The organism is Bordetella tumulicola (assembly GCF_054779135.1).
This window is the reverse complement of record NZ_BAAGYU010000006.1, coordinates 764,028-790,397: the sequence shown is the minus strand read 5'-3', so window position 1 is coordinate 790,397 and position 26,370 is coordinate 764,028. Positions and strand designations below refer to the sequence as shown.

General features: G+C 60.5%; 21 protein-coding genes. 17 read left to right on the top strand and 4 right to left on the bottom strand.

Annotation, left to right across the window (positions count from 1 at the left end):
- The first annotated feature begins 94 nt into the window (after positions 1–94).
- From ACYVDM_RS07620 to tssH, 8 genes are all read left to right on the top strand, one after another.
- Positions 95–910 carry a type VI secretion system accessory protein TagJ gene (locus tag ACYVDM_RS07620; RefSeq protein ID WP_415791953.1) on the top strand — a complete coding sequence of 272 codons (816 nt, stop codon included), beginning with the start codon at positions 95–97 and terminating at the stop codon, positions 908–910.
- Entirely contained in the window at positions 910–1,473 is a 564-nt protein-coding gene (gene tssE, locus ACYVDM_RS07615; RefSeq protein WP_415791952.1) for a type VI secretion system baseplate subunit TssE, read from the top strand. Before ACYVDM_RS07620 ends, tssE begins: the two co-directional genes overlap by 1 nt.
- A complete protein-coding gene (gene tssF / locus ACYVDM_RS07610) occupies positions 1,473–3,377 on the top strand; it encodes a type VI secretion system baseplate subunit TssF (protein ID WP_415791951.1) in 1,905 nt (634 codons plus the stop codon). The genes tssE and tssF overlap by 1 nt, the downstream gene beginning before the upstream one ends.
- Before the next feature lie 31 nt (positions 3,378–3,408).
- The gene (locus ACYVDM_RS07605; protein ID WP_415791950.1) at positions 3,409–4,065 is read left to right on the top strand and encodes a DUF3540 domain-containing protein; all 657 of its coding nucleotides are present in this window, start codon (positions 3,409–3,411) and stop codon (positions 4,063–4,065) included.
- 137 nt (positions 4,066–4,202) lie between these two features.
- Positions 4,203–5,258, top strand: a complete 1,056-nt coding sequence (gene tssG / locus ACYVDM_RS07600) for a type VI secretion system baseplate subunit TssG (RefSeq protein ID WP_460475342.1) — start codon at positions 4,203–4,205, stop codon at positions 5,256–5,258.
- Positions 5,255–5,779: a DUF2778 domain-containing protein gene (locus ACYVDM_RS07595; RefSeq protein WP_415791948.1), complete on the top strand. Its 525-nt coding sequence runs from the start codon at positions 5,255–5,257 to the stop codon at positions 5,777–5,779. The genes tssG and ACYVDM_RS07595 overlap by 4 nt, the downstream gene beginning before the upstream one ends.
- A complete protein-coding gene (locus tag ACYVDM_RS07590) occupies positions 5,769–6,152 on the top strand; it encodes a DUF2195 family protein (RefSeq protein ID WP_415791947.1) in 384 nt (127 codons plus the stop codon). The genes ACYVDM_RS07595 and ACYVDM_RS07590 overlap by 11 nt, the downstream gene beginning before the upstream one ends.
- A 93-nt stretch (positions 6,153–6,245) precedes the next feature.
- A complete protein-coding gene (gene tssH, locus ACYVDM_RS07585; RefSeq protein WP_415791946.1) occupies positions 6,246–9,002 on the top strand; it encodes a type VI secretion system ATPase TssH in 2,757 nt (918 codons plus the stop codon).
- Between the two features lie 25 nt (positions 9,003–9,027).
- Here tssH and ACYVDM_RS07580 read toward each other — a convergent pair whose 3' ends face one another.
- Positions 9,028–10,515 carry an FHA domain-containing protein gene (locus ACYVDM_RS07580; protein WP_460475330.1) on the bottom strand — a complete coding sequence of 496 codons (1,488 nt, stop codon included), beginning with the start codon at positions 10,513–10,515 and terminating at the stop codon, positions 9,028–9,030.
- Between the two features lie 201 nt (positions 10,516–10,716).
- Here ACYVDM_RS07580 and tssJ point away from each other — a divergent pair, with 201 nt between their 5' ends.
- From tssJ to ACYVDM_RS07550, 6 genes are read left to right on the top strand one after another with little or no spacing between them, the layout of a single operon-like run.
- Positions 10,717–11,271, top strand: coding sequence for a type VI secretion system lipoprotein TssJ (gene tssJ / locus ACYVDM_RS07575; RefSeq protein ID WP_415791935.1), 555 nt, complete (start codon positions 10,717–10,719; stop codon positions 11,269–11,271).
- 58 nt (positions 11,272–11,329) lie between these two features.
- Positions 11,330–12,664 (top strand): type VI secretion system baseplate subunit TssK, encoded by a 1,335-nt coding sequence (gene tssK / locus ACYVDM_RS07570; RefSeq protein WP_415791934.1) that lies wholly within the window; start codon positions 11,330–11,332, stop codon positions 12,662–12,664.
- A gap of 24 nt (positions 12,665–12,688) precedes the next feature.
- On the top strand, positions 12,689–13,972 hold the full coding sequence (locus tag ACYVDM_RS07565; protein WP_415791933.1) for a DotU family type VI secretion system protein: 1,284 nt from the start codon (positions 12,689–12,691) through the stop codon (positions 13,970–13,972).
- Positions 13,969–17,574 carry a type VI secretion system membrane subunit TssM gene (gene tssM, locus ACYVDM_RS07560; RefSeq protein ID WP_415791932.1) on the top strand — a complete coding sequence of 1,202 codons (3,606 nt, stop codon included), beginning with the start codon at positions 13,969–13,971 and terminating at the stop codon, positions 17,572–17,574. The genes ACYVDM_RS07565 and tssM overlap by 4 nt, the downstream gene beginning before the upstream one ends.
- A 12-nt stretch (positions 17,575–17,586) precedes the next feature.
- On the top strand, positions 17,587–18,297 hold the full coding sequence (gene tagF, locus ACYVDM_RS07555; RefSeq protein WP_415791931.1) for a type VI secretion system-associated protein TagF: 711 nt from the start codon (positions 17,587–17,589) through the stop codon (positions 18,295–18,297).
- A 30-nt stretch (positions 18,298–18,327) separates the two neighbouring features.
- The gene (locus ACYVDM_RS07550; protein WP_415791930.1) at positions 18,328–19,983 is read left to right on the top strand and encodes a hypothetical protein; all 1,656 of its coding nucleotides are present in this window, start codon (positions 18,328–18,330) and stop codon (positions 19,981–19,983) included.
- A 55-nt stretch (positions 19,984–20,038) separates the two neighbouring features.
- On the opposite strand, the gene ACYVDM_RS07545 is transcribed toward ACYVDM_RS07550, so the two are convergent.
- The gene (locus ACYVDM_RS07545) at positions 20,039–20,866 is read right to left on the bottom strand and encodes a winged helix-turn-helix domain-containing protein (protein WP_415791929.1); all 828 of its coding nucleotides are present in this window, start codon (positions 20,864–20,866) and stop codon (positions 20,039–20,041) included.
- A 277-nt stretch (positions 20,867–21,143) separates the two neighbouring features.
- On the opposite strand from ACYVDM_RS07545, the gene ACYVDM_RS07540 reads away from it, so the two are divergent.
- Both ACYVDM_RS07540 and ACYVDM_RS07535 read left to right on the top strand, forming a co-directional pair.
- Positions 21,144–21,671 carry an META domain-containing protein gene (locus tag ACYVDM_RS07540; protein ID WP_415791927.1) on the top strand — a complete coding sequence of 176 codons (528 nt, stop codon included), beginning with the start codon at positions 21,144–21,146 and terminating at the stop codon, positions 21,669–21,671.
- Positions 21,672–21,756: 85 nt separating this feature from the next.
- Positions 21,757–22,509 carry a sulfurtransferase gene (locus tag ACYVDM_RS07535; protein WP_415791926.1) on the top strand — a complete coding sequence of 251 codons (753 nt, stop codon included), beginning with the start codon at positions 21,757–21,759 and terminating at the stop codon, positions 22,507–22,509.
- Between the two features lie 110 nt (positions 22,510–22,619).
- On the opposite strand, the gene metG is transcribed toward ACYVDM_RS07535, so the two are convergent.
- Positions 22,620–24,695 (bottom strand): methionine--tRNA ligase, encoded by a 2,076-nt coding sequence (gene metG / locus ACYVDM_RS07530; protein ID WP_415791924.1) that lies wholly within the window; start codon positions 24,693–24,695, stop codon positions 22,620–22,622.
- A gap of 186 nt (positions 24,696–24,881) precedes the next feature.
- Positions 24,882–25,163 (bottom strand): hypothetical protein, encoded by a 282-nt coding sequence (locus tag ACYVDM_RS07525; protein ID WP_415791922.1) that lies wholly within the window; start codon positions 25,161–25,163, stop codon positions 24,882–24,884.
- Between the two features lie 99 nt (positions 25,164–25,262).
- On the opposite strand from ACYVDM_RS07525, the gene apbC reads away from it, so the two are divergent.
- Positions 25,263–26,369 (top strand): iron-sulfur cluster carrier protein ApbC, encoded by a 1,107-nt coding sequence (apbC, locus tag ACYVDM_RS07520; protein WP_415791920.1) that lies wholly within the window; start codon positions 25,263–25,265, stop codon positions 26,367–26,369.
- The last annotated feature ends 1 nt before the right edge of the window (position 26,370 follow it).

Below are 26,370 nucleotides of genomic sequence, written 5' to 3'. Positions count from 1 at the left end.
GGCCACCCCCAAGGGATCAAGCCGCATCTTTTTCGAGACGGCGGACGGTTTCTGAACCGTGCGCCGACTTTGTGTTTCTTCTGCGGTGCTCTTTATGACCAAACCTGCCATTGCGCTGCGTGAAAGCAGCTTGTCCCAGCATCTGGAGTCGATCCAGTCGCAGATACGCCGTAAACCGGCCGATGCGGATTTGCGTGCACAGTTATTTCAGTTGATGGTGGTGCAGGGAGATTGGGCGCGTGCGTCCGAACAACTGCAATTGAGCGCCCAGCTCAATGCTCAGGCACAGCCTACCGCCATGTTGTATGCACAGGCGATTGCCGCCGAGCGTCAGCGCGAGCTCGTGCTCAGTGGCCAAGAAGAACCCTTTTCCTTTGGCGAGGCGCCGGAGTGGTTTGCGGATTTGTGGCAGGCGTTGCGCTGTGACGCCGAGGCGCCGCAAGAAGCGGATGAATGTCGCGCGCGCGCTTATGAGGCGGCTCAGGCTCGCCCCGGGCAGGTGGTGGTGTCCAATGACGAGACACCGTTGACATTTGAATGGGTCAGTGATGGTGACAGCCGTCTCGGTCCGGTGTTTGAGTTTATGTCGGGCGGCCGTTATGGCTGGCTCCCGTTCTCCGCGTTAAAGAGCGTGCGTTTGTTGCCACCCGAGGGCTTGAGCGATGTCGTGTGGTCGCAAGCCGAAGCCGTGCTGGAGGATGGCCGGACCCAATATGGCTTGATTCCCGCTCGTTATCCCGCGCTGGCCGGGCAGACATACGCCGACCTGTCGGACGGAGCGAAGCTGGGGCGGATGACTGACTGGCACGTGCTGCATGGCGACACCTACGCCGGCGTAGGTCAGAAGATGTGGGTGACCGATCAGGGCGAGTACGGCTTGCTGGATATACGGTCGCTGGAGATGCGTTGATGGCAGTAACCGATACGACGGCGGGTTTGCGTCCGTGGGAGCATATGCCGCGCAGTGAACGCGTGGCCCGTGATCGCTTGCAACCGTCGCTATTGGATCGCTTGATGGACAACGATCCGTCCAAGCGACAGGAGACGCGCGAGTCGTCGATGTTGACGCATGCGGAGTTGCGCACGGCCGTTTTGCGGGATCTGCGCTGGTTGCTCAACACGGTCAATTTGCAGACGACGGATGATTTGTCTTCTTATCCGAGCGTGCCGGGTTCGACCTTGAATTTTGGCGTGCGCGCCATGGCAGGCAAACGGATGTCGGAAATCGACTGGATCGACGTCGAAGACTCGATCCGTAATGCGATTGCGGCGTTCGAGCCCCGCATCCTGAATTCGTCGGTCGAGGTGCGTTGCGTGACCGATACCGGTACGCTGGAGCATCACAACATATTGACCCTGGAGATCAAGGGCATGTTGTGGTGTGTGCCGCACCCCATGGAGTTTTTGTTCCGCACGGATATCGATCTGGAAAGCGGCCATATGGATCTGCGCGATATCGGAGGCGTTGTCTGATGGATTCGCGCTTGCTCGACTACTACAACCGCGAATTGGTGTACATGCGCGAAATGGGTGCGGAGTTTGCCCAGATGTATCCCAAGGTGGCGGGCCGTCTGGGGATACATGGCACCGAGGTTGCGGACCCGTATGTAGAGCGGCTGCTTGAGGGCTTTAGTTTTCTGACGGCGCGTATCCATCTGAAGATGGACGCGGAGTTCCCGCGTTTTTCGCAACGCCTGCTCGAGGTCGTTTATCCCAACTACCTGGCGCCGACGCCCTCGATGGCGGTGGTGCAGTTTTCCCCAAGCATGAACGAAGGCACGTTGGCGCGCGGCTTTGATTTGCCGCGAGGCACGTTGCTGCGTGGGCGAGTGCCGCGTGGCGAGCAGACCCCTTGCGAGTTCATGACCGGACATGCAGTGCGGCTGTGGCCCTTGCGCGTGGTGCAGGCGGAGTTCACGGGCACACCGCCCGATTTGCCGTTGGCCCGGTTGGGGTTGGGCGGGCGTAATGGTCGCGTGCTGAGTGCCTTGCGTATTCGTATCGAAGTTTGTGGGGGCGTTCGTCTGGAAGACATGGATCTGGACCAGTTGGTGTTTCACCTGGCCGGTCAAGACTTGCAGATGCAGCGTTTGCTGGAAATCATCATGGGCCATACCGTGGCGGTGCTGGGCCATGATACGGAGCGCCCTGTCAGTTGGATCAACAAACTATCGCCCGCCTCGATCAAGCATGAGGGATTCGACGACGACCAGGCGCTGCTGCCTGCGGATACGCGGGTGTTCCAAGGCTATCGTTTGTTGCAGGAATATTTTGCGTTTCCGCGACGCTATTTGTTTTTCAGCGTGAATGATTTAAAGCGCGGCTTGCGCACGTCTGCCTTGCGCAGCGGCGAGCGCCGCGAGACGCGCAGTTTTGATTTGACGCTTTTGTTTTCGGTGGCGGCGCCTGAGCTGGAGGGCTCGATCGCCGCGGAGCACGTGGCGTTGCACTGTGCGCCGGCGATCAACCTGTTCCCCAAGCGCGCGGATCGTGTGGCTGTGACGCCGCGCACGAGCGAATATCACTTGGTGGTGGATCGTACGCGACCCTTGGACTACGAAGTGTTTGGGGTGACTCAGGTGTTGGGTCATGCCTCGGCAGAGCGGCCCGAGCAAGAGTTCCGGTCGTTTTATGGCACGCTGGGCAGTGATCCGGATGATTATGGTGCGTACTATTCCATGCGTCGTGAGCCTCGATTGTTGTCCGATCAGGCAAAGCGCAATGGCACGCGGACCGGTTACATCGGTAGCGAGGTGTTTGTGTCGCTGGTGGATCGTCACGAGGTTCCGTTTTCGGGGCAACTGCGTCACCTGACGCTGGAGACACTGTGTACGAATCGCGATCTGGCGATGCTGCTGCCGCTCGGCACGGAGACGGACTTTACGTTGCGGGTGTCAGCGCCGGTTGGTGCGATCAAGGTGCTGCATGGCCCGACGCGGCCGCATCCGGCGTTGGCTGAAAATGCGGCGACGTGGCATTTGATCAGCCATTTGGGCTTGAATTATCTGAGCCTGGTGGATCTGGATGCCGAGCAGGGGGCGCAGACGCTGCGCGAGATGTTGAATGTGTACGGCAATCTGGCGGATCCGGTGGTGCGCAAGCATATCGCTGGCGTGCGCCATGTCCGCGCTGACCCCATGCATCATCGTTTGCCGATTCCTGGCCCAATTGTGTATGGACGGGGCGTGCGTATCGGTTTACAAGTGGATGAGACAGCGTTCTCGGGGATCAGCCCGTATTTGTTTGGTGCCGTCCTGGAGCAGTTTTTTTCCCGGCATGTGTCGATCAACATGATGTCGGAATTGGTGTTGTCTACGTTGCAGCGCGGCGAAATCGCGCGCTGGAAGCCCCGTATGGGGGCACGCCCCGCAGTCTAGGGTCCTGAGTTTGATTGAAAGGAATCGTGCCATGAAAACCGCGGCGAAACGTCAGTATCCCGTCTACGATCCGGTGCATCTGATCGGCACAGTGATGCATCGTGACGACGACGGTATGTTTACTGTTGAATGTGATGGTCATCAATGGCATACCCGTCTGGCGGCCAGTTGTTTGCTGATGCCCCAGTTGGGGGATCAGGTGCTGATCAGCGGCCCCGAGACCGCGCGTGTGTACCTGATTGCCGTGGTCGAGCAGGCCGATCCGCGTCAGGCCCAGCTCGAAACGATGGGCGATGTGGTGCTGCGCTCGCGTACCGGCAGTGTCTCGGTCGAGAGTGCCAAGGACGTGCGTCTGGCCGGCGAGCGCTCGGTCACCGTCGATACGGCGTCTCTGGCGCTGCAGGCCAAAGAAGCCAGTTTCGTGACGGAAAAAATGAAGTACCTGGGCGGTGAGGTGACGGCGACCGTCGGGTCGACTCGTGTGGTGGGCAAGGTCTACGAGGCCGTGATGGATCGCCTGTCGTTCTTGTCCCGCGTGACCTTCCGCGCGGCCGAGGAGGTCGAGCACGTACGGGCTGGTTCGCTAGATTACCGGGCCGACAAGAGTGCCCGTCTGCATGCGTCCTACACCATGGTGACCGGTGAGAACCTGGTGAAGGTGGACGCCAAGCAGATTCATATGGGTTAACCATGTCGGACACGATGGTGGGCGCCGGCGAGCAGGCAACGGTCGGGGCGACGCCCGGGTCGCAGCCGGTCGCGTCCGAAGGGGAGGGTCAGCCATCCGGGACGATCCCGCCCGCGGGAGGTGGGGTCTTGCCCTCCATGCCGATCACGTTCTGGCGTGAGTTGGCGCAAGACCCTTATTCCCACGATCTGTTTCATGTGCTGCGTTGGATTGACGCCCGCGCGGGCGCTCGCGCCCCGTTGGGCCGCGACACGGTTGCGCGTAATGAGCCGGTGCGTCTGCGCCAGGAGCCCTCGATGGCTTTTGCGCCGTCGACATTGTCTTCTGTCGATTTGGCGCGCGACGGACGTCCTCCGGAAGTCTCGATCTACAGTTTTGGTTTGTTTGGGCCAAATGGCCCGCTGCCCCTGCACCTGACGGAGTATGTGCGTGAGCGCATTCACCACTATGGCGATCGCACGCTGTCGGGTTTTGCCGATGTATTTCATCATCGGCTGATTTTGCTGTTCTATCGTGCCTGGGCCGATGCGCAGAGCACGGTCAGTCTGGATCGCAAAGAGGCGCGTTTTACGCGTTATGTCGCCAGCTTGCTGCATATGGGGATGCCGTCCCTGGCACGGCGCGACACCGTGATGGATCACGCCAAGTTTTTCATGGCGGGCCATTTGCTGCGCCAGACGCGTAATCCAGAGGGTCTGAAGCAGATCCTTCAGACATTCTTTTCGGTGCCTGTGCGTATTGCGGAGTTTGTACCGCAGTGGATACGGTTGGAACCCTCGCAGCAGTTGGGGTTGGGCGGTAGTCTCGGATTGGGGCAGGACACTATTCTGGGTTCGGCGGTGCGCGATGCCCAGCATAAATTTCGCATTGAACTCGGCCCGCTGGAGCGGGCCGACTACGCCAGCTTCTTGCCGGGCGGAAAGCGGGCACGGCAGTTGATGCACTGGGTGCGCGATTACATTGGTGTCGAGTTTGCCTGGGATGTACGGCCGGTGCTCAAACGCAAGGATGTGGTCGGCATCAAGTTGGGTGCGGAGCAACCGTTGGGTCTGTCGTCATGGTTGGGTAGTCGCCGGGCAGAGCAAGGCGATGCACGTGATTTAGTGCTGGATTATGAGGGCCGTGATCGTGCAGGACGTGATGCACGCAAGGCGGCGATGGCAACGACGCAACTCCAGGAGACGCAAGCATGAGGCATGACATGACCTACGATGGCCAAACAGTGGAGTGGACAGGCCACGGAACGTTTCGCGCGACCAGTGGCGCGTCACGCCACCAGTTGCCCAGCGAGCATTGCACGCCCGACGCCGGTCCGATCCCGCCGGGCTACTACAAGATTTTTTTGGCGGATCAGGGCGTGGCGCAAGACGATGGCCGCGACATGTGCGCGCTGAAGCCCGCATGGGGCATTCAGACGATTCCCCGCGGCGCCGACGCCGGCCGGTGCGAGCCTAACTGGGCGAATTGGGGGACTAACCGTGCGCGGATGGAGCCGGCCGATACGGCGACGAAGAATCGTTGCTCGCCGGGCCGTAACGGGTTTTACCTCCATGATTCCACCAAGGGTTATAGCCACGGTTGCATTGAAGTCGATGGCCGAATTTTTCCGTTATTGCGCACCTACGTGCGTGGCGGGCAAGGACGGTCGACGATGATCATCAAGGTCGAGTATGTGAAAGATCGCGCCACGAACGGAGGCACGAGTGCCCATTAAAACTCGCTGCCTGGCAGTGCTGCTGGCAACCACCGTATGGGGTCCGCTGGCGCAGGCGGCCGGGTCGATCAAAGTCGAGAATGCGCTGGCGCAGTGCGTGGAGTTGCAACCGGGCGTGCGCAGCACGACGGCTCAAGCCGTGCTCCTGCAGGCCAATGTGAACGTTAAAAAATCCATCGGTGAATGCGGCTGCAAGTCGGCGATTGCGCAGTACACGTCCAAGGTCGAGATGGACGGGTATCGCAGCTTTCTGCAAAGCGGCGCAGTTGCGCTGCGCGAGTCCGGGCCACAGACGCTGACGTTGACCAGCAGTGCCCAATTGCTGGGCGATCGCGGCGTGGTGCTCTCGCTGGGCTGCGCTGCGCCGGATTGACCGAGTTCGCTTGACTGACTGCGACGTTCGATGTCCGCCGAATAATGCTGAACGGCTGATCCCTTTTTTTGATGCTGAGTACAACACAACGATATGTCCGACATTGGCCGCCAAGATTTGTTTGGAAAACTGAATCCGCTGCTGTATCAAGCGCTGGAAGGTGCGACCTCGTTTTGCAAATTGCGGGGCAATCCGTACGTGGAGCTGGTGCATTGGATACACCAGGTCGTTCATACGCAAGACAGTGATTTTCACCGCATCGCGCGTCGCTTTGACATGGACATGGGGACATTGCAGGCAGACTTGACGGTGGCGCTGGATCAACTGCCGCGGGGTGCCGGCTCGGTGTCCGATTTGTCTGAGCATATTGACCATGCAGTCGAGCGTGCGTGGGTGTTGGGATCATTGCGGTACGGCGCCGGGCGTATTCGCGGTGGCCATTTGATGGCTGGGTTGGTCAAGACCTATGCCTTACGCAACGTGTTGCTGGGTATGTCGGACCAGTTCTCCCGCATAGTGCCGGATGTGCTGCTGGAGCAAATGGAGGGAATCGTGCACGGCTCCCCCGAGGATGCTTCCGCACAGCCCGTTGAGTCCGAAGGCACTGCGCCGGTGTCGGGCGAGGGCGGTGGCTCGGCATTGGCCAAGTTTGCGGTCGATTTGACTGCTCGGGCGCGTGCCGGCGAGATCGACCCGGTGTCGGGCCGCGATGAGGAAATCCGTCAGATCGTCGATATTCTGATGCGTCGCAGGCAAAACAACCCGCTGCTGGCCGGTGAGGCTGGCGTGGGCAAGACGGCAGTGGTCGAAGGGTTGGCGCTGCGACTGGCCAGTGGCGACGTGCCGCCGCCGCTGCACGACGTGTCGCTGCTGTTGCTGGATATCGGACTGCTGCAGGCGGGGGCCGGCGTCAAAGGCGAGTTTGAGCAACGTTTGCGTAGTGTGATTGACGAGGTGCAAGCCAGCCCCCGGCCTATCGTGCTGTTTATTGACGAGATTCATACCCTGGTGGGCGCCGGGGGGGCGGCAGGGACGGGCGATGCGGCAAACTTGCTCAAGCCCGCGCTGGCGCGGGGACAATTGCGGACCATCGGGGCAACGACCTGGTCGGAATATAAAAAGTACATTGAGAAAGATCCCGCGCTGACGCGGCGCTTTCAGGTGGTGCAGATTCACGAGCCCGCCGAACCTCGCGCCGTCGGGATGTTGCGCGGTCTGGCCGCGACGCTGGAGGATCACCACAAGGTGTTGTTGCTGGACGAGGCGATTGAGGCGGCTGTCTCGCTGTCGCATCGCTACATCCCGGCGCGCCAGTTGCCTGATAAGGCCGTGGCCCTGCTGGATACGGCATGTGCCCGAGTAGCGGTCAGCCAGCATGCCGTGCCCGCGGCGCTTGAAGATGCGCGTCGCCGTATCGAAGCGTTGGAGATCGAGCAGCGTATTGCGGTGCGTGAGGCGCGTTTAGGGGCGGGAGATGAGGCCCGTGTGGCGCAAATCGCCGATGCATTGACGCAGGCGCGTGTGGAAGAAAGCGCGCTCGAGGAGCGCTGGGCATCTGAGCGAGCATTGGCCGAGCGTGTTTTCTCGCTACGCAAGGCACTGGATCAGGATGGCGACACGCAAGCTCCGGCTAGCGAGATGCCCGGGGCGCCGATTGGCAATGTGCCTTCAGCACACGATAACAGCGAAACCGCAGAACCACCTGCCGGCGATGCGGTGCAAGAACCCGCGCCCGTGCAAGACGCTGCGCCGACAAAAGACCCGGTGCAATTGCGCGAGGAATTGGCGCAGGCCCAGGACGAGTTGGCGCGTCTCCAAGGCGAAGCCGCGCTGATCTACCCGGCCGTTGATGCGGCGTCGGTGGCATCGGTGGTCGCGGACTGGACCGGCATTCCCGTCGGCCGCATGGTGCGCGACGAGGCCAAATCGGTGTTGCGCCTGGCCGATACGCTGGAGCAGCGTGTCATCGGGCAACGGCATGGCCTGGAGGCCATCGCACGACGCATTCAGACCTCGCGTGCCCGCTTGACCGATCCGAACAAGCCGGTCGGTGTTTTCTTGCTGTGCGGCCCCAGTGGCGTGGGCAAGACCGAGACGGCACTGACGCTGGCTGAGGCGCTATATGGTGGTGAGCAGAATCTGATTACCATCAACATGAGCGAGTTCCAGGAGTCCCATACGGTATCCACGCTCAAGGGCGCGCCGCCGGGATATGTGGGCTATGGCGAAGGCGGCGTCTTGACCGAGGCCGTGCGCCGTCGTCCGTATAGCGTGGTGTTGCTGGACGAAGTGGAAAAGGCACATACGGATGTGCATGAGATTTTCTTCCAGGTGTTCGACAAGGGCTGGATGGAAGACGGTGAAGGTCGTTATATCGATTTCCGCAACACCGTCATTATTCTGACGTCGAATGTGGGGACCGAGTTGATCGCCACGCTGTGCAAAGATCCCGATTTGATGCCGGATGCGGACGGCCTGGCGACTGCTTTGCGAGAGCCGTTACTCAAGGCCTTCCCGGCGGCACTGCTTGGCCGTCTGGTGGCGGTGCCCTATCTGCCGCTATCGGATGAGATGTTGGCGCGGATTGTCGATTTACAGTTTGAGCGAGTGCGTCAGCGCTTGCGTGATAACCATGATATCGCGCTCACGGTCAGCCCCGAGGCGACTGCGCTGGTGGTGGCGCGCTGCACCGAAGTGGAGTCAGGCGGCCGTATGGTTGATGCGATTTTGACAAATACCGTGCTGCCACAGGTTAGCCGCGAACTACTGTCCGCCTCGATGGAGGGGCGCAGCGTGTCCACGGTGACCTTGCTTGCGGCTGATGGGGAGTTCCAGTACCAGTACGAATGATGCCGATGCCGGGCATCTCCCGTGCTTATTTGCGGCGCGGAGGGCTCGGCTCGTCTTCAGACGTGTCTTTTTTGGGGGCCGGCTGTTGCACACGAGCCGGTCGCAAGAACCCGCCATACTCGCGCAAATTATCGCGAGCAGCCCAACCGTTGTTGTCCTGCTCGCGGGCGCTATTCAACGTCTCGCCCAAGGGATCGAGACGGTGCGGCGCGAGGGGATCGTCGGAGGGGAGGGTCGACGGCGTTTGGTCGGAGAACACGTTGTGGCCGTCATTGTCATCGTGCGAGCCCAGTGCGTCGAGCGGGTCTCGCAGGGGGCCCGAGACATTGGCATCGCCGCGCGGCAGATGGCGCAGGGGATCTTCCGGGTTGCGGTTCTGGGCCGATTCCATATCGAAGGGATGGGCGGAAACGTCGGGCGCGCTACCGACCGGGACGGTGCCGGGGCCGCCGAACAGGTCACTGAAGACGTCGGTCGTAGAGGTGTCAGTGGGCGGGAAGTCCGGAAGCAGTGCTTCGTCGGACGGGGTGTCGTCAAAAGGGGATCCTGAGGGGGGCGGCGCGGCAAATTCCTGCGCCCTTGGGGACGCAAGCGGGGCCGAGGCCGCGGCCGCGGGCACCGCAGCGGAGACTGGCGTCGCAGGGGTCACTGGGGAGGGCGCAGGGGTCGTGGGCTCTGTGGGTGGCGTGGCTGTGTCAGCGACGTTGATCGGGGGTGTCGTGTCCAGATCAGCGGGACTCGGCTGCGCCACAGGCTGGTCAGGGGCCGCGGGTTGGGGTGAGTCTGCGGGGTGGGCGGAGACAATGGGTGGTGCTGAGGTTGCGGGTTGCGCTGCGGCCACAGGCTCGGCGGAGACGGCAGGTTTGGTTGAGGTAGCAGGTGGTATGGCGGGTGTAGGCTCCGCCATGGCCGTGGGTTGCGCCGCGGCTACAGGCTCAACGGCGACGCTGGGCTCAGCGGGTGCAGTGACGGGTTGGGGCTTAACGGATGCGGGTTGGGCCTCAACAGACGCGGCCTCGACTGCGGCTTTGCCGGTGGCGACCGGTACTACGGGCTGGATATGCGGGCTTGGGATGTCAAGCAGCGGGCTTTCCAGCAACGGGTCGGGTTCTGCCAGCAGGGGGTCGTGCTGCGGGTCGTGGGTGGCCGCGAAAGCGCCTGCAAGGGCAGCGGGCGCGGCGTTGTCTACCGTCGCGGTTGACGGATCTTCGGCTTTGAGGGTATAGGAACCAATGACCAGTTCATCGCCAGGAGCAAGGGGGACTTCTTGATCACGCAAGATAGCGCGGCCATTGATGCTGACACGGCTCATGCTGCTGAGATTGACCAGATAGCAGGTGTCGTCGCTGATGCGCACGGCCGCCTGGACGCGGCAAATGCCACCGTCAGCGTCTGGCAAGGTGAGGTGATTGTCTGTCGATCGGCCCAGCGTACCACCGGGCGCATCAAACACAGCGGACCAGGGCGCGATGAGTCCAGAGTCTTCGGGGCGTTGCTGAACAGTGAGTTTCATGCAGAAAATCTCCAGTACCGATGTCTTGATCATAGCCAGCCTTGGTGACGGAAATGATGTCGGGGCGTTATGAAACTATATCTGCTCAAGACTTTCCTGCGCGTTCCGTAACAGTAGTAACTATTTTTGTTTTTACACGACAATTTCTTGTTTTTCCCTTGTCATAGATAGTTTCTTTATCAACCGAGAGGCGTGCCGGGCATGATGGCATCCAGTAATACCTTGATTTCCCTCTGGAAGGGCCTGCAGGCAGGACTCGTCGTGCTGGCGCTGCTGGCTGTGGCCGGGTGCTCGTCGACCGCGAGTCGCGTGGCGGTGCCCTATGCGCTGGAGCTGACCGTCGATAAAGAGGTGAATCCCGATCACAACGGTCGACCCTCTCCGGTTCAGGTCACGATTTACGAGCTGACCTCGTCCAGCGCGTTTGCGTCCCGTGATTTTTTCTCGCTGCAGGCGGATCCCCAGGCGGCATTGGGAAAAGAATTGATCAACAGCCACCAGGTCGTGTTGCGTCCCGGTGAAATCAGAACAATCGAGTATCCCGGCAGCACCGAGGCGCGGCTGGTCGGCGTCGTGGCCGCATACCGGGATCTGGAACATAGCCAGTGGCGTTTGGTGGTCGAGCTTCCCCAGCCCCAAAGCACGAATATCTTCAAGGTATGGCAGTTTTCGCCCAACGAAGAAACGATCAAGATCTCCGTCAAAGATAATGAGGTTACTGTGACGGACCGGGATAGATCTTGGTGGCCGTTTTAGGCGCACGACCAGTGTTGCATAGCAGCCTGATCCCGCAACCTTATTTGTAAGCGCAACCATGGCAGAGAAGAGCAAAGTCATCTGGACCGAAGGGATGTTCCTGCGGCCACAGCATTTTCAGCAATTTGAACGTTATCTCGAGAGCTCGCTAAGGCAGCGTACGTCGTCATTACAAGGGTTTTTCTGGGGCTTCAGCCATCTGGTGCTGGACCGCGATGCGTTGGCGATCGGCAAGGTCGTGCTGACCGAAGCCAGTGGTGTCTTGCCAGACGGTACGCCGTTCGATTTTTCACACCCCGATGACGCCCCTGAGGCCCTGGATGTGTCCGAGCAAGCGCAAGACGTGCGTGTCATGCTGGCGCTGCCGCGCGTTCGGCCGGGCGCCACGGACGTGCAATACGAAGACGAGGCCGATTCGCTGGCACGCTACCTGGTAAAGGAGGCCGAGGTCGAGGATTCTGGCTCGATGGGACTGGAGCCGGCGTTGTTGCAAGTGGGGCACTTGCGCCTGCGCTTGATGCTTGAAACGGACATGGGCGATGAATGGCTCGGCCTGGGGGTGGTGCGCATAGTCGAACGTCGCGCCGACAATCGGGTGGTGCTCAACGAGCGGTACATTGCACCGTGGTTGTCGGCGGGTGCGCATCCGTTGCTGTTGGGTTTTGCACAAGAACTCTACGGCTTGCTTGAGGCCCGCAGTGAGGCCCTCGGGTTGCGCTTGTCGCAGCCCGGGCGCGGCGGTGTGTCCGAGGTCTCTGATTTCATGTTGCTGGAGACGGTGAATCGCTATATTGGTTCACTGTGGCACACGCGGCAGGCCGAGTGGTTGCATCCCGAAAGGCTATTCCACGATTGGTTGATGCTGTCTTGCGATTTGGCCACATATACGTCGGCTTCCCGACGGCCCGAAGTCCTGCCGACCTATGAGCACGATGATCTGCAATTAACCTTTGGTACCCTGATGAACGAATTGCGCCGCTCGTTGTCGGCGGTGCTCGAGCAGCATGCCTTGCAGATTCCCTTGCAGGATCGCGGTCAGGGCGTACGCGTGGCGCAGATCCCCGATCTGGAACTGCTGCGTACCGCGGGCTTTGTGCTGGCGGTTCATGCCGATATGCCATCGGACACGGTTCGTTCGCGTTTCCCCGCTCAGGTCAAGATCGGCCCGGTCGAGCGGATTCGCGATCTGGTGCATTTGCAGTTGCCCGGGGTGACCGTACGTGTGCTGCCTGTGGCGCCGCGTCAGATCCCGTACAGTGCTGGTCATGTGTATTTCGAGCTCGACAAGGGCGGCGATTTCTGGAAACAGCTAGAGCGCACGGGCGCTCTGGCTTTGCATTTGGCAGGTGAGTTCCCTGGGCTGACCATGGAATTCTGGGCGTTGCGCGATTAAAGGTTCAAGCCTGCCGGAGAAAATATGCACGCATCCGATACTGCATTACCCGGCCCGATGGGTTCGGGCCTGCCAGAAGGGGGCGCTTCGGCGTCCGGCCGATTACGGCCACACGAATATGTGATCAGTGGCTCCAATCCCCTGGTGGCCGCGGCCAATCCGCTGCTGGATTTGATTCCGCAGATACGTGCGACGACGTCGCATCCCTCGCCGGTGATGTTGCGCGAGCATCTACTGGATGAGATCCGGCAATTCGAGTTGCGCGCTCAACAGGCGGGGATTTCCAACGAGACCATTCTTGGCGCGCGGTACTGCCTGTGCACGGCGCTGGATGAGGCGGCCGCCTTGACGCCCTGGGGCGGCAACGGGGTTTGGTCGGCGCACAGCTTGCTCGTGACGTTCCACAATGAGACGTGGGGGGGAGAAAAGTTTTTCCAGCTATTGGCCAAACTGTCTCAAAATCCGAGTCAGCATTTGGACTTGCTGGAACTGCTGTATTTCTGTCTGCTGCTCGGGTTCGAGGGCCGTTATCGCGTGCTCGACAATGGCCGCTCGCAACTCGAGACGTTGCGCCAGCGGTTGCTGCGTATTTTGCGCAGTGCCCGCGGCGAATATCCGCGTGCCTTGTCACCCCACTGGCAGGACGTGCCGGCACAAGTGCAAATGCGGCGTCTGCCGGTCCCATTGTGGGTGTTTGGCGCCCTGGTGGCCGTGCTGGCGTTGGCGGTGTATTGGGGACTGGCCTGGCTGTTGAGCCGGCAGTCTGACGAGGTGTTTACGAAGATCAGCAGCCTGAAACCCCCAACGGTACAGGTCGCAACGCCTCGCCAGCCAACCGCTTCGCCGCGTCTGGCGGTGTTCTTGTCGCCGGAGATTCGTGATGACTTGGTGACGGTGCGCGATGAAGTCGATCGCAGCGTCGTGGTATTGCGCGGCGATGGGTTGTTTGAGTCGGGTTCGGCGGCGGTGCGCGAGCAGTATCTGCCAGTGTTGTCTCGTGTCGCGGACGCGATGCGTCAGACCGAGGGCAATATTCTGGTGCGTGGCTATTCCGACAATATTCCGATACGCAGTGCGCGCTATCCGTCGAACTGGCACTTGTCGCAGGCGCGAGCGGATGCCGTCAAGGAGTTGCTTGAGACGCGTCTGGACGACCCGCAGCGTGTCCGCGCCGAAGGGCGTGGCGATGCGGACCCTGTGGCGCCAAATGATACGGCGGCAGGGCGCGCGCGCAATCGCCGCGTTGAAATTACGTTGATGGTGCCACCGGTACCTCGTGGAGAGACTGTCGAGGGTGTCGGGCGATGATGCATAACGTCTTTAGTTTCATATTTAGCCGAGGGCTGTGGAATTTCTTCGGCTTGGTAGCCATTGCACTGTTGATCTGGATTGCCGGGCCGCTGTTGGCGATTGGGACGACTCGACCGCTGGAAAGTGAAACGACGCGGATCATCGTCATTGCCGTGTTGTTCGGGCTGTGGCTGTTGCGCATTATCTGGCGCAAATGGCGCGAGGGTCGACTGAATTCCCAGTTATTGGGTCAACTGCGCAAGCCTGCGACGAAAAAGAAAGCAGAACCAGAGCCCGGTAATCCCGAGATCCGTCAACTCGAAGAGCGTTTCAACGAAGCGGTCGAGTTGTTGCGCAAGACGCGCTTTGAGGGTGACAAGCGACGATTGTCACTATCGCGGTTTTCAAAGCAACATCTGTATCAGTTGCCCTGGTACGTCATTATTGGCGCGCCGGGGGCGGGCAAGACGACGGCATTGGTGAATTCGGGTTTGAATTTTCCGTTGGCGGATCGTTTTGGCAAAGTGGCTTTGCGTGGCGTTGGCGGTACGCGCAATTGCGACTGGTGGTTTACCGACGATGCTGTGTTGTTGGATACGGCCGGCCGTTACACCACCCACGAAAGCGATGCGACGGGCGACGAAGAGGAATGGAAAGGATTCCTCGGTTTGCTGTCGAAGTACCGGGGGCGTCAGCCGATCAATGGCGCCATGCTGACCATCAGCGTGGAAGACTTGCTCGCGTCGTCTGACGCAGAGCGGGCGCAGCATGCGGCCGTATTACGCCGTCGCTTGCAAGAGCTGCGTGAACAGCTCGGCATTCAGTTCCCTGTATACGTGCTGGTGACCAAAGCGGATCTGCTGTCCGGGTTCGAGGAGTACTTCGCGTCGTTCAGCCGCGAAGATCTGTCGCAGGTGTGGGGCTTTACGCTGCCCTATACCCGGACGCAGGAAGCCGACTTTGATTTGTATGAGGCTTTCCATACTGAATATGACTTGTTGCAGCGACGGCTCAACGATGCTTTGCCCGAGGTGCTGGCGGCCGAGACCGACCCTGCCAAGCGCGCGCTGGCCTACATGCTGCCGCAGCAGTTTGCGGGTTTGCAGGCATTGCTCGGACAGTTTCTGAGTGACGTGTTCGCGACTTCGAAGTTTGAGGCGCGCCTGGTGCCGCGTGGGGTCTACTTCACCAGTGGTACGCAGGGCGGCGAAACATTTGACCAGGTGACAGGTCACCTGAAGCGCTATCTGCGTATTGACGGCGGGCCGCAGACGACAAGCGTACCGGTCGAGGAAGAAGGGCGCAGCTACTTCCTGAAAGGCGTGCTGCAAGACGTGATTTTTCCCGAAGCCGGTCTGGCGGGGCGGAATCTACGCTGGGAACGTCGGTATCGGCGGTTGCACTGGGCCGGTTACTGCCTGATTGCCGCACTGTTGATTGCATTGTTGGTGGGATGGGGGATCAGTTATCGCAACAACAAGGCCTATGTGCAAGAGGTTGAGCGCAGGGTTCCCACCGTCGAAAAGCTGGGACGCGAGATCAAGATTACGCGTGCCGGGGATGTGCTGGGCCTGATGCCGTTTCTGGATAGCCTGTGGTATCTGCCGCGCAATGCGAACTTTGAGTTGGATTCGCCACCGCTGACGTATCAATTTGGCCTATATCAAGGGCAAAAGATGCATTCCGCGGCGCAAGGGGTGTATCGCGACACGCTGGATCAGGTGCTGCTGCCGCAGGTGGCACGACGAATCGAGACGGCATTGCGTTCGGCGTCGCCCGATGATCTGGAGTTTTCGTACGAGGCATTGCGTGCCTATTTGATGTTGTACGAGGCCGATCACTATGATGCGGAGTTCATGCATGCCTGGCTGCTCTCGGATATGCAGAAAACCCTGCCAGAGGGCTATACACGCCGGCAGTACGACATGATGTCATTGCACGTGCGCAATCTGGTTCAGGGCCGTGTGCTGTCCTCGCCGTTCCCGCGCGATGATGCGTTGGTGTCCGAGGCGCGTGAACGCCTGGCGCACTATACGTTGGCGCAACGTGCGTATAGCCGTTTGCGCCGCCTGCTGTCGAATACCGAGCAGGGGCCGGAGCAGACAGCGATTACGCTGGGGGGGCCGCAAGCCAGCTCGGTGTTTGTGCGCAAGAGCGGCAAGCCTCTCACGCAGGGGATTCCGGCGCTGTATAGCTACGATGGTTACTGGAAAATCTTTAACCAGCGCGTGACGCGCGTGGCGGAGTTGCTGCGTCAGGATGATGCATGGGTGCTGAATATCCCGCCGCCTGGGGCGATGGATCAACGGGCGCAGCAGCAATTGATCGTGGATATCAAGCGTCTGTACATGAACGATTATGTGCAGCAGTGGGATGGGTATCTCAACGATCTCAAGTTGACACCAACGAAATCGTTGATGGAGAACATTCAGATCGCCCGGACCTTGTCGGCACCCGATTCGCCGTTGGTTAAGTTGGTGGAGGGGGTTGCGCGCGAGACCACCCTATTGCGCGATACCGGCGATGGGCGTTCGTTGATGGACCAGGCGCGTGAGCGTGTCAGCAGTACGCGGGATGCGCTGGAGCAAATGTTCGGCCCTACCGGACCTGTCGCGGCGATGCGTGGGGATGCGACGGATGAGAAACTCGAACGCATCGTCGACCTCCATTTCGAACCGTACCGTCGTTTGGCCCAGGGTCAAGGCCAGACTCCTGCGGCGATCCTGGAGACGACGGGGTTGCTCAATGATCTTTATACCTACTTGACCGCTGCCGATGCCGCATTGCGCAGTGCCAGTCCCGCCCCGGACTCGGATGTCGTGAGCAAGCTGCGTGCCGAAGCGGGTCGACTGCCTGGGCCCCTGCGCGAGGTGCTCAATACCATGTCGGTGAACGCGTCGGATGAAATTTCCGGCGCGACGCGCAAGCGTATGGGCGATACGATGTCGGCGACGATCGGGTTGTTTTGCCGCCAATCGATTGCCGGTCGCTACCCGTTTGCCCGGGGGGCCACGCGTGATGTGGCGCCCAATGACATGGCCCGCTTGTTCGCGCCCAACGGGATGATGGATGAATTTTTCCAAAAGGAGTTGGCGACGCAGATCGATGTGTCGGGGCCACGCTGGCGGTTTAAACCGGGCATTGATGGCGCGAAGGGCGAGCGCGCAGGATACCTGGATTCATTTCAGCGCGCGGGTGTGATTCGGGATGTGTATTTCATGGCGGGTAGCCCGCTGCCGTCGTATCGTGTCGCTATTCGACCGATCGAGATGGATGCGCAGATTACCCAGTTCGTGATGGATGTGGATGGTCAGGCGGTGCGCTATGCACATGGCCCGCAAATCGCGACAATCGTGCAATGGCCGGGCCTGCGTGGCTCGAATCAGGCGCGCATTGAACTCACGCCCCAGTCGGGTGGCGCGGGGTTGTCGGCGTCGGGGCCCTGGGCGTTGAACCGGTTGCTGGACAAGGCGCAGTTGAGCCGCGGGTCGTCGCCTGAGGTGACCATTGCGACGTTCGACATTAATGGCCGAAAGGTCGTGTTGGAGATCACTGCCAGCAGCGTGAAAAGCCCCTTCAATCTTCCCGAAATGCAGGGGTTCTCCTGCCCGGGCCGCTAAATGGGATTCGCCATGGATGACGTGAAGGCATTCTTGGGGTGGTACGGAAAAATTCCCGCATCCGGGGATTTCGTGCATCGGCGCGTGCCGCGGGAATTGATTGCCTGGTGGGACCACTGGCTGCAATATGGCCTGGCCGCATTGAAGCAGGCGCCGGACGATAGTACGGCGCGCAGTTTCGCAACCGCGCCGATCTGGAATTTTGCGATTCCTGCCGGACCCAGTGGCAACGGTGTCCAGTTGGGCTGCGTAGCGCCCAGTCGGGATCGGGTCGGACGCGTATATCCATTATGCGTGTTCACGTCGATTGCCGAGGACGACTATCACAGCAGCATACTGGAAGGCGCGACGGACTATTACCGACGCATTGGCGTGAGCATTCTGTCGGCGGTACGGCATGGCTGCGCGTCAGAGCAGTTCGATCGCGAATTGCAGGCGATTGTCGTGCCGGGCGTGGTGCAGCAGCAACCGGTGGCGCGTTCTAGCGGCAGCGATATCATGGATATCTTGAATTCGGGTTTGGAAACCACGGCTGAGCCGGTATCGACTCACAGCTTGTCAGCCTGGGCCGATTTGCCGTTTTGTTTTAACCCCAGTTCGCACACCAGTTATTGGTGGACGAATCAGGTCGATGGGGCTGCCTTGCAGACGTATATACATGGCGGGGCATTGAATGCCGCGTTATTTACCCGATTGTTCGCATCGTTGCCGGCTTGGCGCTAGCAACGGTGCATGTTGTTTGGAGCCTGGTGTATGAACGCGACTCCCCCTGTATCTAGTCATCCTGCCCCCGACGGGGGTGTTTCGGGGCTACGGCCGCTGAACGTCATTGCCGCGGTCGCCAATGGCGGGGTGCCGCAGGCGCGTATTCGCCGGGTATTGGCTGATCTGGCTGTGCCTTTGGCTCAACTGCATGCGCACAGAGGTGTTCATGGGGGCATTGCCCTGAGCACTATCGGGTTGGATGCGTCGGGCAAGGCCCATCTGATGCAGCCACCGCTCGAGCCGAGCGCGGACGCGGATAATGCGGCCCGTATAGAAGGCTACGCTGCCTTTGAGCAGTACACGGATGATCCAGAATGGCCGTGTGGCCCGTGGACGGACGTTTATGCGTTGAGCGCGGTGGCCCATACGATGTTGACGGGGACGGCGCCGCCACCTGCGTTGGACCGTTGTGTCAAGGATGCGAGCGTGCCCTTGGCGGGGCGTGAGCTCGGTGCCTACGACCTGGCGTTTTTGCAGGCCGTGGACCAGGGATTGTCCATGTCGCTGTCTGGCCGACCGCAGAGTATCGAGGCTTTTGTGCAGGCATTTGGCTTGGGGGTGGCTTTGCCTGTGAAGGAAATGCCACCGCCGGCAGCTGCTGAGGTACCTGCGGCGGCAGTCTCGGCGCCACCCCCGACACCGCCTGTTTCTCCTATTCCGGTGGCTGCCGCAGCGCCTCCGAGCACCAAGGCGGGGCCACGCGTGCCTCTGTTGGTGTTGTTGGGGGTCTTGGCGGCGATTGCTTTGGTGCTGTATATGTGGCTGCGCCCTGGTGGGCCGACTGTGTCATCGGCCGGCCGGGATGCGCCGCCCGCAGTGGCTGAGAACGTTGCCCCCGGATCAGCGGCTCCTGCTGAGCCTGCCGAGCCCGAACCCCCGATCCCGACGCCACCGGCGTTATCGGACCTGGGTGGCTCGCGTAATGGAAGTTCGACGGGAGAGGGGACTAGCGCCTCGTCCGACGCGTCAGCGACGTCGGAAGCTACTGCGGGTGTCGCGGCACCGACGGCGACGGCGCCAGAAGCGACTGCACCGCAGGCGTCTGCAGGCGTTGACGCACCTGCTGGCGCTGAGGCCCCGGCGGGGAGTGCCGCGCCGCAGACGACGCCGGATGCTGCGAATGGGATCGCCACCGCGGGGGCTGCCGCCTCTGAGTCGTCGGCAGGCACGAGCGGCGCGGGTGCGGCCGGGGTGCCTATGACGGTAAACAGTAGCCTATCCCCCGGGGAGTCATCGACCACATCTGGGGCCGCGGCGGGTACGGCGGAGTCGCCCGCCACGCCGGCAGGAGCATCGACTGACCCTTCGTCTGCGGGTCAAGCCGAGGCGACGGGGACGGCGATTGCGGTGACTGGACTCGAGGCGACGAACGCGGCGGCGCAAGCCGCGGCAGCAGAAAAGGAACAGGCAAAGGAAACGCCACCCCCTCCCGCTGCGTCGAGTGCTGTGCGCGTGAGCGTGCGGCCGTGGGGTGAGGTGTTTATTGACGGGAAGTCACGCGGGATCAGTCCGCCACTGGGAGAGGTCAAGCTATCTCCGGGCACGCACCGGGTTACGATCCGCAATCCTGCCTCATCGGACTATCACACCACGATCACGGTGGGCCGCGGTGGCTCAGGCGCAATTTCTCACGTTTTTGAGTAGCGGGGTTTTAGCATAGGCATAGGGGCATAGGCATACTGTCTATGCCCCTATGTTTTTAGCTCGGCTCTGCCGTCGAGTGATCCATATCGAGAATGTCCGTATCCACGAGCAGATCGGCGGTGAACATATAACCCCAGCCGTGAACGGCTTTGATCGGCAGGCGGACACGCTGGGCTGCGGCCTTGCGCCGCATGCGGCTGATCATGACGTCGATAAAGCGGCCCCGTCGCTCGCTTTCGGATGTCTCGCCCACGGCCAATGTCTCGGGGTTTTGTGCATCGCGGCTGATACGCTTGTCCGGTTCGTGGGCAAACCGCAGTAACAGGCTGCGTTCCGCTGTGGTCAGCGAGAGCGTCTGGCCCGTCGGCGCCATCAATGCCCAGCCTTTGCTGGTCAAGCGCCAGGCGCTTGACGAGGATGAACCGGATTCGGCGGTCTGATGGGGAGCGTCTGGCAGAGACGTTGGCACGGCTGCCGTCTGAGACTCGAGCTCTGGCAATTTGGCCGGCGCGTTGCCCGGTAAACGCCGCATCAGTGACTGAAATACCGCGGCTAATTCCAGACCACTGGTATAGGTGTCCAGGCAAGCATCTGCGCCAGATAGCAGGGTACGCACACGCGAATCACTGTCTGGAAACTGTGAGAGTGCGACGATGCCGACAGTGGGCCGCATGACGCGCAACTGCGCTGCCGCAATATCAATAATAGATAAAGGTCCGGCCAACGCGATTAACGACGCAGCTTGTTGAGACAAATGGACGTATAGCTCAGCGAGACTCGCATGGCGATGGACACGAAATCCCAGATGCGTTAGCTCGGAGATTTGTACGGGGTAGGCGGTCTCGTCTCCGGTAAGAAAGAGTACGTCCGGCGTTGTGTTCATGATTCCTTTCCGAATAAAGCGTATCGAACGCAGTCGATAGATCCGAGCCTGGTCTGCCTTGGCAAGAGGCGTATTTGTTTTACGAGTCTGTGTTGTTGCGCGGAGCGCGCGGGAGTACTGAACTTATATCGCGATTTGCGACGGTCAAGATTAATCGACGCGTGGCGGCATGCGAGATGCGAGCGGCAATCTTGTGTGACGCTGTGTGTCTTTTGCTGCAACGCGGGGGCGAGTCCGCGTTACAGTAAGAGCATATGTAGATTGGTGGAGTGACTATATGTCGAGTGCTTTGTTCGTTCGCAGCCTTTTGGTCGCGGGTCTGATGATGGGAATAGTGGGTTGCGCCAGTACGACGGGCCATGCCACGGCAGAGGGGGCGGCCGCCACCAATGCGGCCACCAGCGCGGACTCTCTCGCCCAGACAAACTGGGAATTGACCCGTTGGACTACGAAGGCTAGTGTGGATCGAGCGATTCCGCATGGCGATAATGGCGAGCCTATACAGTTGGTATTCCTGGCACAAGGCGACCAGTACCGGGTAAGTGGTTTTTCGGGCTGCAACCGATACATGGGCAGTTATCGTTTGCAAACCGGGAAATTATCGATTTCCGTGAAGGGTAATACACGCATGGCGTGTATGTCCCCGGAAAAGGCCCAGCTAGAACAATCCTATTTGCAAGCCCTGTCAGGCATCCGCTCGTTTACCCTCGATAGTGGCAGTGCGCCGCGTCATCTGACATTTAATGTGGCAAATGGGGATGTGTTGGAGTTTGTACGCCGGCAGGATCCGCCAACACCTCGGTAAATTATATGGGGTATTAAAATAACAGGTCTTCATTTTTTGTCGTTTATTATTACGATCGCTTAATTTTGCTGTCGCATTGCTTTTTATGTCTTCCGTTGTCAACATCGCTGCTTACAAATTTGTCCCGTTGCAGGACCTGCCCACTTTGCGCGCCGGAATGCTGGCGCAGGCGCAGGCCACCGGCCTGAAAGGGACGGTCTTGCTGGCCGAAGAGGGGATTAATCTCTTTTTGGCGGGCGCAGTCGATGACATTGAGACGTGGTTGCAATGGCTACGATCCGACCCGCGGTTTGCCGACCTGGACGTGAAGTTCAGCGAGTCGGAGGCGGTGCCGTTTCGCAAGCTGCTGGTCAAAATCAAGCGCGAGATCATCCGCATGGACCATCCGGCGATTCAGCCTCAGGCTGGGCGCGCGCCCGGGGTGGCGGCAGCGACCCTGGCGCGCTGGCTGGATCAAGGGGGCGACGATGAGGGGCGGCCGATCGTGATGCTGGATACGCGCAATGCGTTCGAGGTGGATGCCGGCACCTTCGAAGGCGCCATTGATTGGCGAATCGAGCGGTTCACGCAGTTTCCGGATGCGGTGCAACAGAACAAAGACAGCCTGCGCGGCAAGACGGTCGTCAGCTTTTGCACGGGCGGAATACGCTGTGAAAAGGCCGCGCTGTACATGGCCGAGGCCGGGATCGACCATGTCTACCAGCTTGAGGGCGGCATTCTGAAATACTTCGAAGAGGCCGGCGGCAAGGGGTTTAACGGCAATTGCTTCGTTTTTGACGAGCGCATTGCGCTGGATCCGGCGTTGGCTCCCGCCGACGGGGCGACGTTGGACGCCTAGAGGGCGTAAGGCAGGCGATTAGATCGTGGGCCCCGGCGGCTATCCGGGCGGCGCTGAGGCGGCCGCCTACCAGGCAGCCCCTTTTCGCGGTGTACGCGTCGTTGTGGTGCTTAGCGCACGCGCATCCCGGGCTTGGCGCCAGGCCAGGGTGCAAGCACATAAATCCCCGTATCGACCGAGTCATCGGTGTGACTGGCTGCCAGTACCATGCCTTCGGAGATGCCGAATTTCATTTTGCGCGGCGCCAGGTTGGCGACCATGACCGTGAGTTTTCCGACCAGATCTTCAGGCTTATAGGCGGACTTGATGCCGGAAAACACGTTGCGATGACGGCCTTCGCCGACGTCGAGGGTGAGTTGCAGCAGCTTGGTCGAACCTTCGACATGCTGGCAGTCGACGATTTGCGCGATACGCAGGTCGATTTTGGCGAAATCGTCGATGGTGATGGTGTCGGCGATGGCCTCCCCGCCCGGGGTCGGCGCGGCCGGTTCGGGCGCGACAGGCGGTTCGAAGAGTTTGTCCAGCATGGTCGGATCCACGCGTTGCATCAGGTGTTTAAAGGGGGTGACCTGCTGCGGCAGCACGGCGGCATCCGCCCAGGTGTAAGCCTGTTGTGCGCCGAACAGGTCGCAGGCGACGCGTTCGGTCAGGGCCGGCAGAACGGGGGTCAACATGACCGACAGGGCCTTGAAACCTGCCAGCGAGCGCGAGCAGATGTCTTGTAGCGCGGCTTTCTGGGCGGCGTCAGCCGTGCCGATGCCTTTTGCCAGCACCCAGGGCTGGGCGGTGTCGAACGCCTGGTTGATCCCGTCGGCATAGGCCATGATTTCGCGAATGGCGCGGTTGTATTCACGGGCCTCGAATGCCGCGCGGACGGATTCAGCCTGGGCCGCAAACTCGGCCGAGAGGGAATCAGTATCGCCCGTGTAGGCTAGCGCGCCGTCGAAATGCTTGGTGATGAAGTTGGCGGCACGGCTGGCGATGTTGACGTATTTTCCGACTAGGTCGCTGTTGACGCGCGCGATGAAATCATCGGGGTTGAAATCGATGTCTTCGACCTTGGCGTTGAGCTTGGCGGCAATGTAGTAACGCAGCCATTCGGCGTTCATGCCGATGTCCAGATAGCGTAGTGGCGAGATGCCGGTGCCACGGCTCTTGGACATTTTTTCGCCGCTGACCGTGATGAAACCATGCACGTTGAGCGCGTCCGGCGTTTTGCGGCCCGCAAATTTCAGCATGGCCGGCCAGAACAGTGCGTGAAAGTAAATGATGTCTTTGCCGATGAAGTGCACTTGTTCGGTGCTGCCCTGCGGATCCAGCAAGGCATCGAAATCCAGGCCTTCTTTGGTGCAGTATGACTTCAGCGAGGCCAGGTAGCCGACGGGCGCGTCCAGCCAGACGTAGAAATACTTGCCGGGGGCGTCAGGGATTTCAATGCCGAAATACGGCGCATCGCGCGAGATATCCCAATCACCGAGCTTGGCTTGGCCGTCGTCGCCACCCAGCCATTCGCGCGTTTTGGCCTGAACCTCGGATTGCAAGTGCTTGAGGCCAATGCGGTTGGTGCCGGTGGTCCAGTTTTGCAGAAACTCGACGCAGCGCGGATCTGACAGTTTGAAGAAAAAATGCTCGGAGGATTTCAGAACGGGCGTGGCGCCGGTCAATGCCGAGTACGGATTGATCAACTCGGTGGGCGCATAGACCGCGCCGCAGACCTCGCATGAATCACCGTATTGGTCTTTAGCGTGGCATTTTGGGCATTCGCCCTTGATGTAGCGATCGGCCAGGAACATGCCCTTCAGGGGGTCATAGAACTGTTCAATGGCGCGGGTTTCGATCAGGTCTTGTTCTTTGAGCGCTCGATAGATGTCATGCGACAACGCGACGTTTTCGTCGGAGTCGGTCGAATGCCAGTGGTCAAAGCGGATATGAAAACCGTCCAGGTAGCGTGGACGTTCAGCGGCGTAGCGGGCCACCAGGTCACGCGGCGAAATACCTTCCTTTTCGGCTTTCAGCATGATGGGCGCGCCATGCGCGTCGTCCGCTCCCACGAAGTGCACCGTGTGGCCGGCCATGCGCATGGTGCGAACCCAGATGTCGGCCTGGATATATTCCATGATGTGGCCGATATGGAAGGATCCGTTTGCGTAGGGAAGCGCGGTCGTGACGAATAGGGTGCGGGACATGTCGTGGATGGCGGTTCAGGAAAGGACAGACCGTTATTTTAACGGTCGTGCCAGAGGAAGTGATTGGGACGGAAAATGCAGCCCCCTGCGCCAGCTCGGGCCGGGGCAGGGGGAACACAATGATACGTCGAGACGCGCCGTCACGCGCAGGCGCGACGAGGGCAGGCTGCCGGTGAAGCCGGGCGCTTAGCGGATTTCGCGGACTTCGACGTCGATGACCTCGCCACGCGGCGGGGTAAAGGACGACGAGGATGCCGAGCCGGGCCGGAAGGAATTGCCGCGGGTGGTCTGGCGCTGGCTCCAGTAGGCGCGCACGCCAAAGGGCTTGCCACGGACTTTGGCCACGATGTACAGGATGCCGACCGCGATGGCGGTCGATATCATGAAGGCCAATGCCATGACCATGCCGACTAGAGCCAAGACGGCGAAGGCAACGGCGCGGAGGAATCGGGAAATAGTGTCGATCATGATGGTCGGATGCAAAACAGGAGAAAAGGTTCCCGTGTATCCGCTATCCTTGGAGGGTAGCGGCGGGCGCGAAGCCCTCCTGCCTAGGGAATGAGAGTAATGAGTATAACGATAGCGGAAGTTCGTGCTGCTTTGCAGACGGTAACAGACTCGCCAGATTCCGGGAGCCCGGCTGCGAGCTCGGTGTCGAGGTCATTTGTAAAAAATAGTGACATTCAACTCGACGGTACGTCGGTCACGGTCACGTTGCGGCTGGGATACCCGGCCGACGCCATCGCGGCGCGTATTGAGCAGGCCGCTCAGCAGGCGCTGATCCGGGCGGGTGCTTCGCAAGCTCAGGTGACCGTATGTTGGGCCGTACAGAGCCACGCGGTGCAGCGCGGCCTCAAACCGCTGCCAAATGTGCGCAATATTATTGCTGTAGCCTCGGGCAAGGGAGGTGTGGGCAAGAGCACGACGGCGGTCAATCTGGCGCTGGCTCTCGCGGCCGACGGGGCGAGGGTCGGCATTCTGGATGCCGACATCTATGGCCCTAGCGTACCTACCATGTTGGGGATCGCCGGTCGTCCCGCCAGTCATGACAATAAGACGATGGAGCCTCTGATCGGACACGGTCTGGAGGCGAATTCAATCGGATTTTTGATTGATGCGGATGCGCCGACTATCTGGCGCGGCCCCATGGTCAGCCGGGCGCTCGAACAGATGCTGAATCAGACCAATTGGGGAAATCTGGATTATCTGATTATTGATATGCCACCGGGGACGGGTGATCTGGCGCTGACCCTGGCGCAGAAGGTGCCAGTGGTGGGCGCGGTGATTGTGACGACGCCGCAAGACTTGGCGCTATCGGATGCCCGCAAGGGGTTGCGCATGTTCCAAAAGGTCGACGTTCCGATCCTGGGTGTGGTCGAAAACATGGCGGTGCATATTTGCACCCAATGTGGTCACGCCGAGCACATTTTTGGCGAAGGGGGCGGGCAACGCATGGCCGAACAGTATCAAACCCCCTGGCTAGGTAGCCTGCCGCTGATGATGCGCATTCGCGAACAAACCGACTCGGGGCGTCCCACCATGGTGTCCGAACCGGACGGCGAGGCCGCACGGCATTATCGCGATATCGCGCGCAAGGTCGCGGTCGGTGTCGCGGCGCTGCCACGCGATATGGCGGGCAAGTTGCCGTCCATTGTCGTGCAGCCGTCGAGCTGAC